15 protein-coding genes and 2 tRNA genes are annotated in these 17,171 nt (G+C 66.3%); 5 read left to right on the top strand and 12 right to left on the bottom strand.

Annotated elements, in window-relative coordinates:
• Nucleotides 1–73: 73 nt before the first annotated feature.
• Both AC3WVS_RS29030 and AC3WVS_RS29025 read right to left on the bottom strand, forming a co-directional pair.
• Nucleotides 74–499 carry an SDR family NAD(P)-dependent oxidoreductase gene (locus AC3WVS_RS29030; protein WP_492321407.1) on the bottom strand — a complete coding sequence of 142 codons (426 nt, stop codon included), beginning with the start codon at nt 497–499 and terminating at the stop codon, nt 74–76.
• Between the two features lie 553 nt (nt 500–1,052).
• Nucleotides 1,053–1,610 (bottom strand): hypothetical protein, encoded by a 558-nt coding sequence (locus AC3WVS_RS29025; protein WP_492321406.1) that lies wholly within the window; start codon nt 1,608–1,610, stop codon nt 1,053–1,055.
• Between the two features lie 31 nt (nt 1,611–1,641).
• Here AC3WVS_RS29025 and AC3WVS_RS29020 point away from each other — a divergent pair, with 31 nt between their 5' ends.
• Nucleotides 1,642–1,842: a LuxR C-terminal-related transcriptional regulator gene (locus tag AC3WVS_RS29020; RefSeq protein WP_492321405.1), complete on the top strand. Its 201-nt coding sequence runs from the start codon at nt 1,642–1,644 to the stop codon at nt 1,840–1,842.
• Nucleotides 1,843–2,094: 252 nt separating this feature from the next.
• Nucleotides 2,095–2,856, top strand: coding sequence for an SDR family NAD(P)-dependent oxidoreductase (locus tag AC3WVS_RS29015; RefSeq protein WP_492321404.1), 762 nt, complete (start codon nt 2,095–2,097; stop codon nt 2,854–2,856).
• A 110-nt stretch (nt 2,857–2,966) separates the two neighbouring features.
• Here the strand turns inward: AC3WVS_RS29015 and AC3WVS_RS29010 are convergent, their stop codons facing one another.
• From AC3WVS_RS29010 to mnmC, 9 genes are all read right to left on the bottom strand, one after another.
• Nucleotides 2,967–4,037: a DNA topoisomerase IB gene (locus AC3WVS_RS29010; protein WP_492321403.1), complete on the bottom strand. Its 1,071-nt coding sequence runs from the start codon at nt 4,035–4,037 to the stop codon at nt 2,967–2,969.
• 52 nt (nt 4,038–4,089) lie between these two features.
• Complete coding sequence (locus tag AC3WVS_RS29005; protein WP_492321402.1) at nt 4,090–4,656, bottom strand: CinA family protein; 567 nt, start codon at nt 4,654–4,656, stop codon at nt 4,090–4,092.
• Nucleotides 4,653–5,252, bottom strand: coding sequence for a DUF421 domain-containing protein (locus tag AC3WVS_RS29000; RefSeq protein WP_492321401.1), 600 nt, complete (start codon nt 5,250–5,252; stop codon nt 4,653–4,655). Before AC3WVS_RS29000 ends, AC3WVS_RS29005 begins: the two co-directional genes overlap by 4 nt.
• Nucleotides 5,253–5,595: 343 nt before the next feature.
• A tRNA-Val gene (locus AC3WVS_RS28995) sits at nt 5,596–5,671 on the bottom strand.
• Between the two features lie 190 nt (nt 5,672–5,861).
• Complete coding sequence (gene lon, locus AC3WVS_RS28990) at nt 5,862–8,273, bottom strand: endopeptidase La (protein WP_492321400.1); 2,412 nt, start codon at nt 8,271–8,273, stop codon at nt 5,862–5,864.
• Between the two features lie 255 nt (nt 8,274–8,528).
• Nucleotides 8,529–9,806, bottom strand: coding sequence for an ATP-dependent Clp protease ATP-binding subunit ClpX (clpX, locus tag AC3WVS_RS28985; RefSeq protein ID WP_010810087.1), 1,278 nt, complete (start codon nt 9,804–9,806; stop codon nt 8,529–8,531).
• A gap of 230 nt (nt 9,807–10,036) precedes the next feature.
• Complete coding sequence (gene clpP, locus AC3WVS_RS28980; protein WP_011615108.1) at nt 10,037–10,687, bottom strand: ATP-dependent Clp endopeptidase proteolytic subunit ClpP; 651 nt, start codon at nt 10,685–10,687, stop codon at nt 10,037–10,039.
• 102 nt (nt 10,688–10,789) lie between these two features.
• Complete coding sequence (tig, locus tag AC3WVS_RS28975) at nt 10,790–12,145, bottom strand: trigger factor (RefSeq protein ID WP_492321399.1); 1,356 nt, start codon at nt 12,143–12,145, stop codon at nt 10,790–10,792.
• A 229-nt stretch (nt 12,146–12,374) separates the two neighbouring features.
• Nucleotides 12,375–14,348 (bottom strand): bifunctional tRNA (5-methylaminomethyl-2-thiouridine)(34)-methyltransferase MnmC2/FAD-dependent 5-carboxymethylaminomethyl-2-thiouridine(34) oxidoreductase MnmC1, encoded by a 1,974-nt coding sequence (mnmC, locus tag AC3WVS_RS28970; protein WP_492321398.1) that lies wholly within the window; start codon nt 14,346–14,348, stop codon nt 12,375–12,377.
• Nucleotides 14,349–14,506: 158 nt separating this feature from the next.
• On the opposite strand from mnmC, the gene AC3WVS_RS28965 reads away from it, so the two are divergent.
• Entirely contained in the window at nt 14,507–15,364 is an 858-nt protein-coding gene (locus tag AC3WVS_RS28965; RefSeq protein ID WP_492321397.1) for a 23S rRNA (adenine(2030)-N(6))-methyltransferase RlmJ, read from the top strand.
• On the opposite strand, the gene AC3WVS_RS28960 is transcribed toward AC3WVS_RS28965, so the two are convergent.
• Nucleotides 15,339–15,713, bottom strand: a complete 375-nt coding sequence (locus AC3WVS_RS28960) for a VanZ family protein (protein ID WP_492321396.1) — start codon at nt 15,711–15,713, stop codon at nt 15,339–15,341. The genes AC3WVS_RS28965 and AC3WVS_RS28960 overlap by 26 nt on opposite strands.
• A gap of 273 nt (nt 15,714–15,986) precedes the next feature.
• On the opposite strand from AC3WVS_RS28960, the gene AC3WVS_RS28955 reads away from it, so the two are divergent.
• Both AC3WVS_RS28955 and AC3WVS_RS28950 read left to right on the top strand, forming a co-directional pair.
• Nucleotides 15,987–16,073 (top strand) — tRNA-Leu (locus tag AC3WVS_RS28955).
• A gap of 224 nt (nt 16,074–16,297) precedes the next feature.
• Nucleotides 16,298–17,098: an IclR family transcriptional regulator gene (locus tag AC3WVS_RS28950; protein WP_492321395.1), complete on the top strand. Its 801-nt coding sequence runs from the start codon at nt 16,298–16,300 to the stop codon at nt 17,096–17,098.
• Nucleotides 17,099–17,171: the final 73 nt, after the last annotated feature.

Below are 17,171 nucleotides of genomic sequence, written 5' to 3'. Positions count from 1 at the left end.
TGAATGCCTCGTCGTACTTCGTCATGAAAAACACCCCAAAGATTGGATCAACGTCCAACTTTTGGGGTGCAGTTCACACCCCCGCGTGCGTCATCAGCCGTACCGCCTCGCGCGAGCAATAAAACGTGCCGTTGAGATTCACATCCACCACGCGCTGCCAGCCGGCATCGTTGAGGTCGACGATCATGTCGGTATAGACCGTGGGCGTCTCGCCGGCTGCCAGCTGCCGCCCGCGCTCGGCCGCGCGCACCTGGTAGTGCTCGAAGCCGTCTCCCGGCACCTGGCCAATGCCTGCGTTGTTGACCAGGATGTCGAGCCGCCCCCAGCGCATCGCGACCTCCTCGTGCAGCCGCCCCACCGCCGCACTGTCCGCGACGTCGCAACCGCGCGCCATGCCGTGCGCCTCGCCGCCGATCGTGTCGAGCGTCGCTTGGGCGGCGCCGGCGTCGCGGTCTATTACGACCACCTCCGCGCCCTCGGCCGCAAAGCGCTCGGCCATGGCCCGCGCTCATGGCCCTATTCTTCTGGCCGGGCCACTTCACGGGCATGGTCCCGTGCGGAGGGAAATAGTCCCAACAGACTAGATTCGCGCACGGACGCTCCTCCATGTCGCTCCAGAAACGGTTGAATCTAGTCCGTCAGGCAAACAGCCATCACGGAGGAGACATGGAAGCGCAGCAGTTCCTGCAGACAGCCCCGCAGCCCACCCGCTACGCCCGCGGTTGGCATTGCCTTGGGCAAGCACGACAGGCGTCCCCGGCCCGGTGCCCGGGGAAAACACCCACTACCACCGCATGGAGAAGCAGATACCATTTCCAGCCGATCGCCGGTCGCCGACGGCCGGACTGGCGCAATGCCCCGACCGCATTGCGCCGCAGATTTGAGAGAGCACCGATGACAAGCCTTCAATGGATCGACGCACAGCTACCTGGCCGCCCTGCACTCGGCATGGACGAGATCAGCGATCTGATCGGGCTGGTGTACGACGGCCCGCTGCTTGATATCCCATGGCAGTCGCTGCTCGATGCGCTGCGACACCTGCTGGCCGCTAACTACGTGACCCTGGTGCTACGCCCGCCGTCCACATCCGCGCCGAGCATGGTGTGGAGTGCCGCTTGCGAATCTGCCGCCCACATGGCAGCGAGCGCTTCGCCGAGGCCGACAAGGCGCTGTGCCGGCGCATCGTGCCGCACCTGGAGCGCGCGGTACGTATCCACGCCAACCTCAACACGACCGAGTCGGAGCGGCGCTTCTACGCCGGCACGGTCGACAGGTTGCTGATCGGCTCGGTGATCCTGGACGACACCGGCCAGGTCCTTACCACAAATGGCATGGCCGACGCCCTGCTGGCGGAAAAGGATGGTCTGGTGGTTTGCAACGGCCAGTTGATGGCCGACTCGGCGCAGGAAAACCGCAAGCTGCAGGCCCTGGTCCGCCAGGCCATCGCCTTGCGAGACTCGGAGCAGCCCGGCATCCCGCTCGGGCTGTCGGTGCCGCGCAAGGGCGACCGCGCCCGGCTGGGACTGCTGGTGCGTTCCATCGCCTCGCAGAAGTGGTCCGAGCGTCCGCGCCAGCCCGCGGTGGCGGTCTTTATCCGCGACCCCGATCAAAAGGCACTGGGGTCGGCCGAACTACTGCGCTATGTTCGATTTCACCCGGACGGAGGCGTCGCTCGTACTGTTGCTGACCCAGGGCCTGTCACTGGACGAAGCGGCGCAGGAACTCGAGATCCGCCGCAATACCGCGCGCGCGCATTTGCGTGCCATGTTCTCCAAGACTGGCGTGACCCGCCAGGCGGCGCTGGTGCAAACCGTCCTGCACAGCATCATTCCGCTCGATTGAGGTGAATACGACGTGCCGACGCCACTCAGCGAGCTGACGGCACGATGAGCAGACGCATCGCCCCGGCCGCAGGGTGCCATGGCGGAAAATCGTCTCGGGCGCGGTTGTTTTGGTCCATTTGGACTATGTCGCATCCGGCGTGACCGGAAACAATGCGCATATCAGCCGCGTCTACCGCGGCTGCGCCAACAACATGACATCCGGGAGAGACATCCAGTGACGATCCGACACCCTGCCACCGGCGATTTTCGCGTGGCCCTCAACACGCCGGCCAGTGCGGTCGTGGTGACCGGCGGCGCGTCCGGCATTGGCGAGGCTTGCGCGGCGGCCTTGGCCGCGGTAAACCGGCCGGTCGCCATCTGGGATATCCAGGAGGACAAGGCACGTGCCGTCGCCGCGGCGCTCGCCGAACGTTATGACGTGCCCACCTTCGGGCTCGGCATCGACCTGCGCGCCCCCGCCGGCCTGGAAGACGCGCTGGTCCGTACCCGCGCCGCCCTGCCGGCGCTGGGCGGCATGGTGCATGCTGCCGGCGTGGTGGACCAGAGCGGGATCGACGGCCTCACACAGGCGCGCTGGGACGCCGTGCTTGATGTCAACCTGCGCGCCATGGCCCTGCTGGTGCAGGCCATGCTGCCTGAGCTGCGCGCGCAACCCGGCGCGGCAGTCGTCGGCATCGCGTCGATCAATGCCACGCTGGGCAACGCCCTGATTCCGGCTTACTCCGCCTCCAAGGGCGGCCTGCTCTCGCTGGTGCGCTCGCTCGCGGACAGCCTGGGCCGCGACGGCATCCGCATCAACGCCGTCTCTCCCGGACAGATCCACACACCGATGCTTCAACCTGCCATCGATGCCCTGCCCGAAGGCACCTTCGAGCGCCGCATCCAACTGGGCCGCCTCGGCACCCCCGCGGAGATCGGGCGAGTGGTCCGTTTCCTTCTGTCGGACGAGGCCAGCTACGTCACCGGCACCGAGGTCATCGTCGACGGCGGCAACATTCCTTCGCAGCGCTGAATCGGAGCGCCCTGCCCTGCGGCTGCTGGGCCGTTCTCATACTGGGTCGCCATCCTCCGGCCGGACGTTCAGCCCTGGTTCTTCCGTCAGCCTTTCGACGCTCGGCAGGCTCACCGCGGGACGCCCTGTGCAGTCCTGGCCCGTTCTGCAAGCAGCTTCAGCAGCCGTGCTTCGTCGGCACGCAGGCGGCTGACGATGGCGACGCGCGCGCAGTCCTGCAATCCGTCGTCGATGAAGGCCTCGATCACCGCCGGATGGACATAGCACTTGCGGCACACCGCCACGGTGTTGCGCAGGCGCTGGGCCACTGACTTGATGACCTCGGCCACGCACTTCCTGCGCGCTGCTTCGCCGTCCGCGCCGGTCGCGCGCAGCAGCGCGAGCGCATGCACGCTGCCCGCCCAGGTGCGGAAGTCCTTGGCAGTGAAGTCGCCGCCGGTCGCCTGCTGCAGGTAGGCGTTGACGTCGGCGGATCCGACCTCGCGGATCTCGCCGTCGCTGTCGCGATACTTGAACAGGCACTGGCCTGGCAGGTCGGCACAATTGCGCACGATGCGGGCCAGGCGTGGATCGTTGACCGATACGTCGTGGGTAATGCCGCTCTTGCCAGTGAACTGGAAACGCAGACGGCTGCCGCGCACGGTGACATGGCGGCGGCGCAGCGTGGTGAGGCCGTAGGTGCGGTTCTGCCTCGCATATTGCGGACTGCCCACGCGCACAAGCGTGGCGTCGAGCAGTTGCACCACCGCCGCGACCACTTTTTCGCGCGGCATGCCGTTGCGGCGCAGGTCGCGCGCGACGCGCGCCCGCAAGCGGGGCAGTACGCTGCCGAAGGCCGGCAACCGCGCGTATTTGTCCGAATCGCGCAGCGCGCTCCACTCAGGGTGGTAGACATACTGCTTGCGGCCGCGCGCATCGCGCCCGGTCGCCTGCAGGTGGCCCGCAGGGTTCGCACAGATCCACACTTCCTCGTAGGCAGGAGGAATCGCCAGCGCAGCGATGCGTGCCAGCGTGGCGGCATCGTCCACGCGCTTGCCATTGGCGTCGATGTAGGCAAAGCCGCCGCCCTGACGGCGGCGCCCGATGCCCGGCATACTGTCATCGACATAACGCAACCCGGCCTCGCGCAATACCGTGCGCAACACTTTGTCGGCACCATTAGTCGGGAGAGCACTATCCAAGGCTGGGTCTCTTTCCGGGGCTGCCAGCGCGCCGTCCGGGCCTTCCGGCGCTTTATGCGCGCGCGCCGCAGTGGCCTTGCCCGCGCTGCGCCTGTTCGTGGTAATGGCAAATGCGAGCCAGCGCCCAGTCGGCAGCGGCTTCGCGTACGGCGTTACGCGTCCCCGGAAAGCGCCGCGTTTCCGTGAACGCGGCAATACCCCCGGTGCTCCGCAGCACATCGCGCGCCGCATGGCCGTGGCGGCGGAACACCCAGGCAAAGCACTGCGTACCCGCCGGGATATCGCCATCGCCGCCGTCATCGGCGACGCCGGTGTTGGCGATCGCGAGGTCGGCGCCGGTGATCTCCATGGCGCCCAGCGCCATCGCCAGCGAGACCGCCTCGCTGGTCAGTCCGTGACGCCTGATGGTCTCAGGCGGCACGTGCAGCAACTGTTCCTTGGCCGAGGGCGAATACGCCACGATGGCGCAGTGCAAGACATCGCCGCAACCCGGCACCTCGGCAATGCGCGAGGCGATCAGCCCCGCGGTACAGGATTCCGCCGTGACCACATGCAAATGGTGGCGCAGCAAATAGCGCGCAATGCTGCCGTTGTCGCTGCTGTTTTCCCCAAGCGTCATCGCTGCGCCTCCGACGCCTGCACAGACACTCCGTTGCTGCGCGATACAGCAGGCGTGGCCGGTGCTGCGGGTACGCGGCCGTCTCCGCCGCGCCCCTTCACGAACGTCACCTTGCCGTCGCGCTCCAGCACCACCCGGGTAAGGTCGTCGAAGCTGTCGGTCTGAAGCGTCGCACGCAGGTTGGCCTTGAGGTCTTCCTCGGTCAGCATTGCGTGGCTCACGCGCTCCCGGTCCAGTTCCCCTTCGCGCAGCAGGTCCAGCGCGTGGCCGCCAGTGGCGCGGTCGAATGCCGGAGAACGGCTCGACAGCCAGCCCACCACCCGGTGCAGAAGCACCAATGCCAGCCCGGCGGAAAACGCCACCGCGAACGAAGCGGCGCCGACCACGGCGCGCGACAACACCGCGCCCAGCAGCAATATGATGCACAGGTCGAACGATGTCTTTTGCGCGAAGGCCCGCCTGCCGGCCAACCGCAGCATCGCCCAAGTGCCGACGAAGATGATGGCGGCACGCACGGCGCCTTGCCACCACGCCAGGTCGTCACCTTCGCCAACGAGCTTGCGCATCGCATCGACGATCACTTCCACGCTGTCCATGTCGGTGTCCGCAGTCGATTTTCTGACTGGTTCAGCAAGTTCCGCGCCAGGCTCACGACACTGGGCCGTGCTGCTGTGCACGTCCCATATGCGCTCATTCGCGCGGGAATGCGGGGAAATCGTACGTGCAGTGCCGGGCCAGGCCTGAAAAAACTGCGCAGAGCGCGCGCAACATCGGGAGCGAATGGCGCTTATCTGTGGGATGCGGGAAAACTCCGGCCGGGAGCGCCATGCCGAGCAACGGCGGAACAGCAATTTAGCGCGCGGCTCGGCCGAGGGAGATGAAAATACCAACAAAAAAGGACTTAGATCGCTCTAAGTCCTTGATTTTGTTAGTCAAGCGTGGTGGGTGCTGAGGGGCTCGAACCCCCGACCTACGCCTTGTAAGGGCGCCGCTCTACCAACTGAGCTAAGCACCCGCTCGACCATCACAGGCTGGCTGCCTGCAACTTGCTGATCGCTCCACACCTCGCGGCAGTTGCCGTGGTTTGCGTTGCGAGGGCGCAAGTGTAATACAGGTGATTTCGGTTTGCCAAGGCCTGCGCACGCAAAAAAACGCCGCCGGGCATCGCTGCCCCGCGGCGTTTCATTCATGCGGCCAAAGCTGTGTCAGTGATGCAAACGCTCCACCTTGGCCGCGGCCTTGTCCGCCACTTCGGCGGGCTTGGCATCTTCTTCCGACAACGGCTCGGGCTTGCGCTCGAGCGCCAGTTCCAGCACCTTGTCGATCCAGCGCACCGGCACGATCTCGATGGCGTTCTTGACGTTGTCCGGGATCTCGGCCAGGTCCTTGACGTTATCCTCGGGGATCAGCACCAGCTTGATGCCGCCCCGGTGGGCCGCCAGCAGCTTCTCCTTGAGGCCGCCGATCGGCAGCACCTCGCCGCGCAACGTGATCTCGCCGGTCATGGCCACATCCGCACGCACCGGAATGCCGGTCAGCACCGACACCAGCGCGGTGGTCATCGCACCGCCTGCCGACGGGCCGTCCTTGGGCGTGGCGCCTTCGGGCACGTGGATGTGGATGTCGCGCTTCTCGAACATCTCATCCGTGATACCCAGGCGACGTGCCCGCGAACGCACCACCGAACGGGCAGCCTCGACCGACTCCTTCATCACGTCGCCCAGCGAACCGGTGCGGGTGATGTTGCCCTTGCCCGGCATGATCGCGGCTTCGATGGTCAGCAGGTCGCCACCCACCTCGGTCCACGCCAGCCCGGTCACCTGGCCAACCTGGTTTTCCTTGCCGGCCAGGCCGAAGTCGTACTTGCGCACACCGAGGAATTTGTCCAGGTTCTCGGAATCGACCTTGATCGTGCCCGACTCCTTCTTCAGCAGCAGCAGCTTGACCACCTTGCGAGCGATCTTCGACACCTCGCGTTCCAGCGAACGCACGCCTGCTTCACGCGTGTAGTAGCGGATGATGTCGCGGATCGCATCTTCTGCGACCTCGATCTCGCCTGCCTTCAGACCATTGTTCTTGATCTGCTTGGGCAGCAGGTAGCGCTGGGCGATATTGACCTTCTCGTCCTCGGTGTAACCCGACAGGCGGATCACTTCCATACGGTCGAGCAGCGGCGGCGGGATGTTCAGCGAGTTCGACGTCGCCACGAACATCACGTCGGACAGGTCGAAGTCGACTTCGATGTAGTGGTCCTGGAACGTGTGGTTCTGTTCCGGGTCCAGCACCTCGAGCAGCGCTGACGACGGATCGCCGCGGAAGTCCGCACCCATCTTGTCGATCTCGTCGAGCAGGAAGAGCGGATTGCGCACGCCGACCTTGGACAGGCTCTGCAGGATCTTGCCTGGCATCGAGCCGATGTAGGTACGGCGGTGGCCGCGGATCTCGGCCTCGTCGCGCACGCCACCCAGCGCCATGCGCACGAACTTGCGGTTCGTGGCGCGCGCCACCGACTGGCCGAGCGAGGTCTTGCCCACGCCGGGGGGGCCGACCAGGCACAGGATCGGCGCCTTCAGCTTGTCCACGCGCTGCTGCACTGCGAGGTATTCCAGGATACGTTCCTTGACCTTCTCCAGACCGTAGTGGTCCTCTTCCAGCACGCGCTCGGCGTTGGCCAGGTCGTTGTTGACCTTGCTCTTCTTGCGCCACGGCAGGTTCACCAGCGTGTCGATGTAATTGCGCACGACGGTGGCTTCGGCCGACATCGGCGACATCAGCTTGAGCTTCTTGAATTCGGCGTCGGCCTTCTTCTTGGCTTCCTTCGGCATGCGCGCAGCCTTGATGCGCTTGTCGAGTTCTTCCAGGTCGGCGCCTTCTTCGCCCTCGCCCAGTTCCTTCTGGATGGCCTTGACCTGCTCGTTCAGGTAGTACTCGCGCTGGCTCTTCTCCATCTGGCGCTTGACGCGGCCACGGATGCGCTTTTCAACCTGGAGGATGTCGATCTCGCCCTCGAGCTGCGACAGCAGGCTTTCCAGGCGCTCGGTCACATTGACCATCTCCAGGATCTTCTGCTTCTGCTCGAGCTTGATCGGCAGGTGCGCGGCGATGGTGTCCGCCAGGCGGCCTGCCTCGTCGATGCCCGACAGCGAGGTCAGGATCTCGGGCGGGATCTTCTTGTTGAGCTTCACGTACTGGTCGAACTGCGACACGATCGCGCGGCGCAGGGCCTCGGTCTCGGCGCTTTCGCCAGGTGCGGGCGGCACGGGCACGGCTTCGCACATAAAGTGCGCATCGTCCTCGCTCACCTCGCGGATATTCGCGCGCTGGGTACCCTCGACCAGCACCTTCACGGTACCGTCGGGCAGTTTCAGCATTTGCAGGATATTGGCGATGCAGCCGACCTCATACAGGTCGTCGGCGGTCGGCTCGTCCTTGGCCGCCGTCTTCTGGGCCACGAGCATGATGCTCTTGCCCGCCTCCATCGCAGTCTCAAGCGCCTTGATGGACTTCGGGCGTCCCACGAACAGCGGGATCACCATGTGCGGAAACACCACCACGTCGCGCAGCGGCAACAGTGGGAGGCGAATCGGCTCGGCCGGGAGGAGTTGTGTTCCGGACATCATTTTCCCCAAGTCAGTCATTTAAGGCGTAAATTGGGCCGCCCGAATCGATTACAAGATACGTGCCAATCGATTCATCAAGGCAGGCAGATGCCGCTCCCTGCACTTGCTGGCCCCTCTGAAACAGCATACCCGCGTTTCCTCCCTCTCGTCGGTAGAAATAAACAAAAAAAGCCGCTCGCTTCTACGCGAACGGCCTTTTCGCCCGGCTGCCGGTGTGGTCCCGACCACTTACCACGTCTGGCAGCCCTCGCGTCAGTTGGACCCCGCCACCTTGGGCTGCTGCTCTTCGTACATAAGCAGCGGAGGTGCATCGCCGTTGATCGTATTTTCATCGATCACCACCTTCTGCACGCCCTTGTAGTTGGGCAGGTCGTACATGACGTCCATCAGCGACTGCTCCAGGATCGAACGCAGGCCGCGGGCCCCGGTCTTGCGGCGGATCGCCTTGCGGGCGATGGCGCTCAGCGCACCCGGGCGGATTTCCAGCTCGACGCCTTCCATCGCCAGCAGCTTCTGGTATTGCTTGACCAGCGCGTTCTTGGGCTCGACCAGGATCTGCATCAGCGCGGCCTCGTCCAGCTTGGACAGCGTGGCGACCACCGGCAGGCGGCCGATCAGTTCGGGGATCAGGCCGAACTTGATCAGGTCTTCCGGCTCGGTCTGCGGCAGCACCTCGCTGGCGTCGCGCTCTTCCTTGCTCTTGACCTGCGCGGCAAAGCCGATGCCGGTCTTGTCCGAGCGCTGCATGATGACCTTCTCCAGGCCATCGAAGGCGCCGCCGCAGATGAACAGGATGTTGGTCGTGTCCACCTGCAGGAAGTCCTGGTTCGGATGCTTGCGGCCGCCCTGCGGCGGCACCGATGCCATGGTGCCTTCGATCAGCTTGAGCAGTGCCTGCTGCACGCCCTCGCCCGACACGTCGCGGGTGATCGACGGGTTGTCGGACTTGCGCGAGATCTTGTCGATCTCATCGATGTAGACGATGCCGCGCTGCGCCTTCTCGACTTCGTAGTTGCAGTTCTGCAGCAGCTTCTGGATGATGTTCTCGACGTCCTCGCCCACGTAGCCGGCTTCGGTCAGCGTGGTCGCGTCGGCGATCACGAACGGCACGTTGAGCAGGCGCGCCAGCGTCTGCGCGAGCAGCGTCTTGCCCGAGCCGGTCGGCCCGATCAGCAGGATGTTGCTCTTGGACAGCTCGACATCGTCCTTCTTGCCGAGGTGCTTGAGGCGCTTGTAGTGGTTGTAGACCGCCACGGCCAGGATCTTCTTGGCCTGTTCCTGGCCAATCACATACTGGTCCAGGCTTTCGCGGATCTCGTGGGGCGTGGGGAGGTCCGAGCGCGCGGCCGCGGCGGCGTCTTTCTCGGATGCCGTGGCCTCGTCGCGAATGATCTCATTGCACAGGTCGATGCATTCGTCGCAAATGAACACCGACGGGCCGGCAATCAGCTTCTTGACCTCATGCTGGCTCTTGCCGCAGAAGGAGCAGTACAGAAGCTTTTCGCTGGATGAACCTTTTTTGTCCGCCATAGGAATCAGTCACTTATGCAGGGCGCACACCGCGGGGCGACAGGCTCCCAGCGATACGCTTCAAACGCATCATACGCCAAAACAATTGGCACCACCGGCGGTTCCCCCCGGCTGTGGGGCAAAAGCAAAAAACGAGGCACGGGGCCTCGTTCCGGTGTAGCCTTCGCCATTTGAGCCCGTGCCAGCCTGGCCGGCCGCCGCTGCAGATTGCGCCACGGCGGCCCGCTGCATCAGCCGCGGCGGGCGAGGACCTTGTCGATCAGGCCGTAGTCAACTGCCTGGTCGCCGCTCATGAAGTTGTCGCGATCGGTATCACGCGCAATCTTCTCGACCGGCTGGCCCGTCACCTCGGACAGGATGGTGTTGAGCCGCTCGCGCAGGTACAGGATCTCGCGCGCCTGGATCTCGATGTCCGAGGCCTGGCCGCGCGCGCCGCCCAGCGGCTGGTGGATCATGATGCGCGAGTTGGGCAGCGCCGAACGCTTGCCCTTGGCGCCAGCCGCCAGCAGGAACGCGCCCATGCTTGCCGCCATGCCCATGCACAGCGTGGACACGTCCGGCTTGATGAACTGCATGGTGTCGTAGATCGCCAGCCCCGCCGATACGGAACCGCCCGGCGAGTTGATGTACAGCGACACGTCCTTGTCGGGGTTCTCGCTCTCGAGGAACAGCAGCTGGGCCACCACCAGGTTGGCGGTCTGGTCGTTGACCTCGCCCACCATGAACACCACGCGCTCCTTCAGCAGGCGCGAGTAGATGTCATAGGCGCGCTCGCCCCGGCCGGACTGCTCGACGACCATCGGCACCAGCCCCAGGCCCTGGGTTTCCAGTGCCGAAGCCTGCGTGGTGGCGAGACGGTCAAGCAAATCATTGCGGGTCATGCATGTTCTCCATGGATTCGTCGGATCGCAAGGCAATCCGGGGTAACTCGGGAAGCTGCCCCGCCCCGCGCCGTGGCGCGGGGCTGCGGGTCACTTCCGGCCTCAGGCTTGCTGCGGGTTGCCTTCGGCGGTGAGTTCCTCGAAGGACACCTTCTTGTCGGTGACCTTGGCCTTGCCGCACACGAAATTTACCACGTTGTTTTCGAGCACGTAGGCTTCCATTTCGGCCAGGCGCTGCTGGTCGCCGTAGTACCAGCGCATGACTTCCTTCGGGTCTTCGTAGCTCTTGGCGAAATCCTCGATCTCGGCCTTGATCTGGTCAGCCTTGGCCTCCAGGCCGTTGGCCTTGACGATCTCGGCCAGGATCAGGCCCAGCTTGACGCGGCGCTCGGCCTGCTGCGCGAACATCTCGGCCGGGATCGGCATGTCCTTGGCGTTGGGCATGCCACGCTGCTCCAGGTCGCGGCGGGCCATTTCCACCAGGCGTTCCTGGTCCTGCTCGATCAGGGCCTTGGGCACGTCCAGCTCGCTGGCCTTCAGCAGCGCTTCCATGACCTGGTCCTTGAGCATGGAGTGCGTGCGGCGCTTCACTTCGCGCTCGAGGTTCTCGCGGATGTCGGCGCGCATCTTCTCGACGCTGCCGTCGGCGATGCCCAGCGACTTGGCGAAGGCATCATTGACTTCCGGCAGGTGCGCCCACTCGATCTTCTTCAGCGTCACGGTGAACTCGGCGGTCTTGCCGGCCACATCCTTGCCGTGGTAGTCCTCCGGGAAGGCCAGCGGGAAGGTCTTGCTTTCGCCGACCTTCAGGCCCAGCGCGGCCTGCTCGAACTCGGGCAGCATGCGGCCTTCGCCCAGCACGAACGGGAAGTCCTCGGCCTTGCCGCCGGCGAACTCTTCACCGTCGATCTTGCCGACGAAGTCCAGCGTCACGCGGTCGCCGTTCTGGGCGGTGACGTCGGCACCGCCGTCGCCATGCTCGCCGGCTTCGCCGCGGGCGTGGTAGTGCACGCGCTGCTTGCGCAGGATGTCGATGGTCTTGTCGACTTCGGCATCGGTGATTTCAGTGCCGGTGCGGGTGACTTCGGCGGCCGACAGGTCGCCGATGGTCACTTCCGGGTACACCTCGAAGGTGGCGTCGAATGCGACTTCGTCCTCGCCCACGCCTTCGTTCTTGATCTCGAACTTGGGCTGGCCGGCAACCTTGACGTCCTGTTCCTTGGTGATGTCGAAGAACTTGCGTGCGGCCTTGTCGAAGCGCACTTCGAACTCGACCTGCTGGCCGTACTGCTTCTCGACCATCTTCATCGGCACCTTGCCCGGACGGAAGCCCGACATCTTCACGGTCTTCGACAGGCGAACCAGGCGCTCCTGCTTTTCCTTCTCCACTTCGGCCTTGGGGATGGCCAGGGTCACCTTGCGGTCCAGCTTGCCGAGGTTCTCAATCACGTTCGACATGGTCGTAGATCCAATCCAGAAAATGTAGTTGTGTTCGTAGGTGCTACCGCTTGCGCATGTACCGCCCGCTTTACCGCCACGGCGCCGTCACCACAGGACGGCCGGGGCGGCGCACCGGCGAACGGGAAGCTCCGCGCAAACGGAAAACGGGGATTATCGCACGGTTTTCATTCGCTTCCGGCAGATTTTGCCCGGAACGGGCCTGGAACCGCCCGCCGGCCCCGCGGCGCTATCCCGTGTGCCCGTGACGCAGGGCGCGCAGCAGCAGGCGTGCCGGATCCATCGCATCGGCCAGGTCCGACTCCAGCGGCAGCGGCTCGCCCTCGATCTGGCTGGCCAGCAGTTCCGCGCCCAGCGCTGCCCAGGTGAGGCCGCGCGAGCCATATGCAAGGGCGGCGTAGAGCCCGCCCATGCGCGGCAGGTCACGCAAGTGCGCGCCGCGCAGCGATGCGGCCTGCGCCAGCGCGGCGGCCTCGTCAGGCACCTGGCCGACCAGCGGCAGCCGGTTGTGCGTGACCGTGCGCACGCCGACATAGCCGGAGAGCGTCGCGGGATCGATGGCTGCCACGGCATCGGCCTGGCGCGGCAGCATGCCGGTCAGGCGCGCCAGGTTGGCCGCGTGGACCGCCGGCTGCTCCACCAGCGGGCCCTCGTCGGCGTCGTAGCTGGAGCCGACCCGGCCAGCGCCGTCCGCGGTGCGCGGCAGCAGGTAGCCGGCACCAGTCACCACGCAATCCGGCCAGTCGCCGAGCGCATCCACCTGCGCGGATGCCAGCGTGGTCAGCTGCCCGCGCACGCGCCGCATGGTCCAGTGCTGCTGCGGCAGCAGTTGCTGCGCCTCATGTGCGTTGGCCAGTACCAGCACCGGCGCCGATGCCAGCACGTCGCCGTCCTGCCCGAGCGCCTGCCATTGCCCGTCGACGCGCGCGATTGCAGCAACCCGGCAGCGGAAACGTGCCGTCACCGCAGCGCCCGCTTGCGCCAGCTGCGCCGCGCAGATGTCAGGCGGCGCCACCCAGCCGCCTTGCGGGAACCACAGGCCGCCACGCGGCACGCCGGCATGGTGGGCCGCTGCCGCCTCTTCAGCGCTCATCCAGCGCACGAATCCTTCCGGCAAGCGCATCGCCGCCAGCGCGGCGCGCTGGGCCTGGCCCTCGGCTTCGTCCTCGCCGATCTGCAGCACGCCGCAGCCATGCCAGCCGACCGCATGGCCGGCCTCGGCCAACTCCGCCCAGGCACGCAGCGCGTACTGGTTGCCAGCGCGCGACAGCCGCGACAGCAGGCTGTCGTCGGCGGACACATGCGCATGCATGGCCGCCGCGCGATGCGCCGAGGTCTGCCGCGCCGGCCCGTCGTGGCCATCGAACAGCGTCACGCGCCAGCCGCGCGCGGCCAGCCGCTCGGTCACGGCGCAGCCGGCCAGGCCGGCGCCGATCACGATGGCATGGCGCTCGGACCATTGGGCCGGCAGTGGCGGCGCATGGCGGCGCGCTTTCCATTGCGGGCGGAAGCGCGCGACGGTCATTTGCCACTTGCCGCCAAAGCCGGGCGCCCTGCTGACTTCGAAACCCACCTCCTTGAGCCCGCGCCGCACAAAGCCCGCGGCCGCCCATGTAGCCAGCATGGCGCCTGGCCGGGCCAGCCGCGCCAGTCCGCGGAACACTTGCGGCGACCACATCTCCGTATTGCGCGCCGGCGCGAAACCGTCCAGGTAGAAGGCATCCGCGCCGGCCGCCAGCCGCGGCAGCATCTGCTCGATATCGCCCAGCGCCAGCGTCAGCACCACGCGCCCGCCGTCGAAGGCCAGGCGGTGCAGGCCCGGCAGCGCCAGCGGCCATTGCGCCTGCAGCGCCTGCGCCAGCGGCTGCAGCCCGTCCAGCCTGGCGTGCAACTGCGCCAGCCCTTCGCGGGTGAACGGGTGCTTTTCGATCGAGACGAAATGCAGCGTGCCGCAGCGCTGGGGATCATCGCGCCACGCCTGCCAGGTAGCCAGGAAATTCAGCCCCAGGCCGAAGCCAGTCTCGACGATGACGAACTGGCGCTGACCGGCCCACGCCTGCGGCAGGCCGTTGCCACCCAGGAAGACATGGGCGGCCTGCGCCAGCCCGCCTTCGGTGCTGTGGTAGACGTCGTCGTAGCGGGGCGAATACGGGATGCCTTCGGCAGAAAGGATCGGCTCGGCGGGCTCTAATGCGCGCGGCATGGGACAGGGAAACTCGGCGAAAAGCAAAATGCCCGGGCGGATTCGCCGGGGCGTGGGAGCGGGCTTGGTAATTCGCGCCGGATGGTAGCATAGCGGCCTTCCCGCAGACCGCACCGCCCTGCCCCTTGATTTGCGCCGCCCAGGCGCCCCCGCTCCACATGCTCAGCTACCGTCACGCCTTCCACGCCGGCAACCATGCCGATGTCCTCAAACACGCCGTCGTGGTGCAACTGCTCGAGCACCTGGCGCAGAAGGACAAGGCGTTCTGGTATATCGACACCCATGCCGGCGCCGGCCTCTATGCGCTGGACCACGCCTACGCGCAAAAGAAGGCCGAATTCGAAACCGGGATCGCGCCGCTGTGGCGCGCCGCCGCCAGCGGCACCCAGCTGCCGGCGATGCTGGACGAATACCTGGACCAGGTGCGCGCGCTCAACCCGGACGGCAACCTGCGCCACTACCCCGGCTCGCCCTGGCTGGCCTGGCAGATGCTGCGCGAGCACGACCGGCTGCGGCTGTTCGAGCTGCACAGCACCGAGATCCAGGTGCTGCGCGACAACTTCCGCGGCGCCGGGCGCCGCGTCATGCTGTACGACGGCGACGGCTTCGGCGGCATCAAGGCCATCCTGCCTCCGCCGCCGCGCCGCGCGCTGGTGCTGGTCGACCCGTCCTACGAGGACAAGCAGGACTACGCCCGCACCGTGCAGACCATCCGCGACGGGCTGGAGCGATTTGCCACCGGCGTCTATGCGGTCTGGTACCCGCAGGTGCAGCGGCGCGAATCGGCGCAGCTGCCGGTGCAGCTCAAGGGCCTGCCGCTCAAGAGCTGGCTGCACGTGACCCTGACCGTCAGGCATCCGGTCGAGGGCGGCCTGGGCCTGCATGGCAGCGGCATGTTCATCGTCAATCCGCCGTGGCGGCTGAAGGAATCGCTGCAGCAGGCCATGCCGGTGCTGACCGACCTGCTCGGCCAGGACGACGGCGCAAAGTTCACGCTCGAAGCCGAGGAGAACTGAGGCGGCGCACCAGCCAGTCCAGCGCCATGCCCGCGGCCAGGCCGACGCTGTCGGCCAGCAGGTCGAGCCACTCGGCCTCGCGGTAGCCGGTCTGCCCCTGCAGCAGTTCGATCAGCGCGCCGTACGCCACCAGCCCCAGCAAGACGGCCCAGCCACGGCCGTTGTAGGCGCGCCGGCCCAGCACGCCCAGCACCGCGAACGCCAGCATATGGTTGGACTTGTCCCAGCCGGTGGTCGGCAGGGGCTGCGTCGGCGGCATCAGCGAAAGCGCCAGCACCGCGGCCGCGCAGCCCCAGAACAGCAGGCGCCAGCGCAGCGGGGTCAGGGTCGGGAAGGCAGTCATCGGCATGTGTGCGGCCACTGGAAAGCCGACAATATATCCCTGCCGCTTGCCGCGGCCACCGGAGCACCTGGCAGGGCTGGATTCCCCCCGCGCCTTGCGCTACAATCCGCAGCCTCGTTGCACTGCAGGCGCAAGCCATGCCGACACCACGGTTCGGCCGCCAGGGCCGGCAGCGCGGACAGAAGAAAGGCGGGCAGTTCCAGCCGCCTTTTTTGCTTTCCTGTCCGGAGCAAGCCAGCGAGCATCGCGGCCGCCCGCCCGGGCAGCGCCGCAAGGACCGCGAGGGTGGCGAAATTGGTAGACGCACCAGGTTTAGGTCCTGACGCCAGCAATGGTGTAGGGGTTCGAGTCCCCTCCCTCGCACCACCCGCCCTTCTAGTGGCGGGCTGACAACTTCCGTTTCCCAATCCCCTTCGGCACGCTTTTTCCGGCAGGCACCCCCGCGCCACTTTCCAGCCTGCGCCAGTGACGGTATCATTTCGCCATCATATCGATAATCGATACATACGTATATTGGTGCAATACTCACTCATCGTGGTGCAGCCATCCCGTGGATGGTGCTGCCCGGTCCCTTCGCCCGCGACGCAACTATGCCGTCAAAACCCGTCCCGTCACCCGCGCCCGACCGCGACAACCCGCTGTTCAACCAGTCGCTCGAAAAAGGCCTCGAAGTCCTGCGCGCCTTCAACGGCGTCCACCGTACGCTGACCCTGTCGGAACTGGCCGCGCTGACCGGCATGAACAAGAGCTCGGCGCAGCGCACCATCCATACCCTGGAAGCGCTGGGCTATGTCGACAAGCACCCGCAGACGCGGCGCTTCCGGTTGACGCCGCGGGTGATGGAGATCGGCTACAACTACCTGGCGGCTGATGCGCTGATCCCGGTGGCCAGCCCCTACCTGTCGCAGCTGGCCGCAGCCAGCGGCGAGACCGCCAACCTGACCGAGCCGGTCGGGCTGGACATGGTCTACGTGGCCCAGTTGATGACCGCCAAACACATGCCGGTGCTGACGCCGGTGGGCATGCGCATCCCGATGTATTGCACCAGCTCCGGCCGGGCCTACCTCAGCACGCTGCCCGACGAGCAGGTCCTGGCGATGCTGGAGCAGTCGGCGCGCGTGGCGCGCACGCCCTCGACGCTGACCGGCGTGGATGCGATCTTCGAGCGCGTGGCGGCGTGCCGCCGGCTGGGCTACGCCAGCAATGAAGAGGAACTGTTCATCGGCGACATGGGCCTGGCCGCGCCCATCGTCAACAGCCAGGGCGTTGCGGTCGGCGCGGTGCACGTGTCGCCGCCGGCCAGCCGCTGGAGCATGGCCGAGGCGCAGAAAAAGCTGGCGCCGCTGGTGCTGGAATGCGCGCGGGCGATCTCGCGTTCGATCGCACACTGAGGCCCGGCACGGCGAAGGCCGGCCAACTCGCGCAGGGGTGGTAGAACACCTGAGTGCCAGTGCCTTTCGCGGA

The sequence above is a fragment of the Cupriavidus sp. CPT47-8839-RL05A genome, from assembly GCF_058792255.1.
The sequence above is the reverse complement of the archived record's forward strand: the minus strand, read 5'-3'. Positions and strand labels throughout refer to the sequence as shown.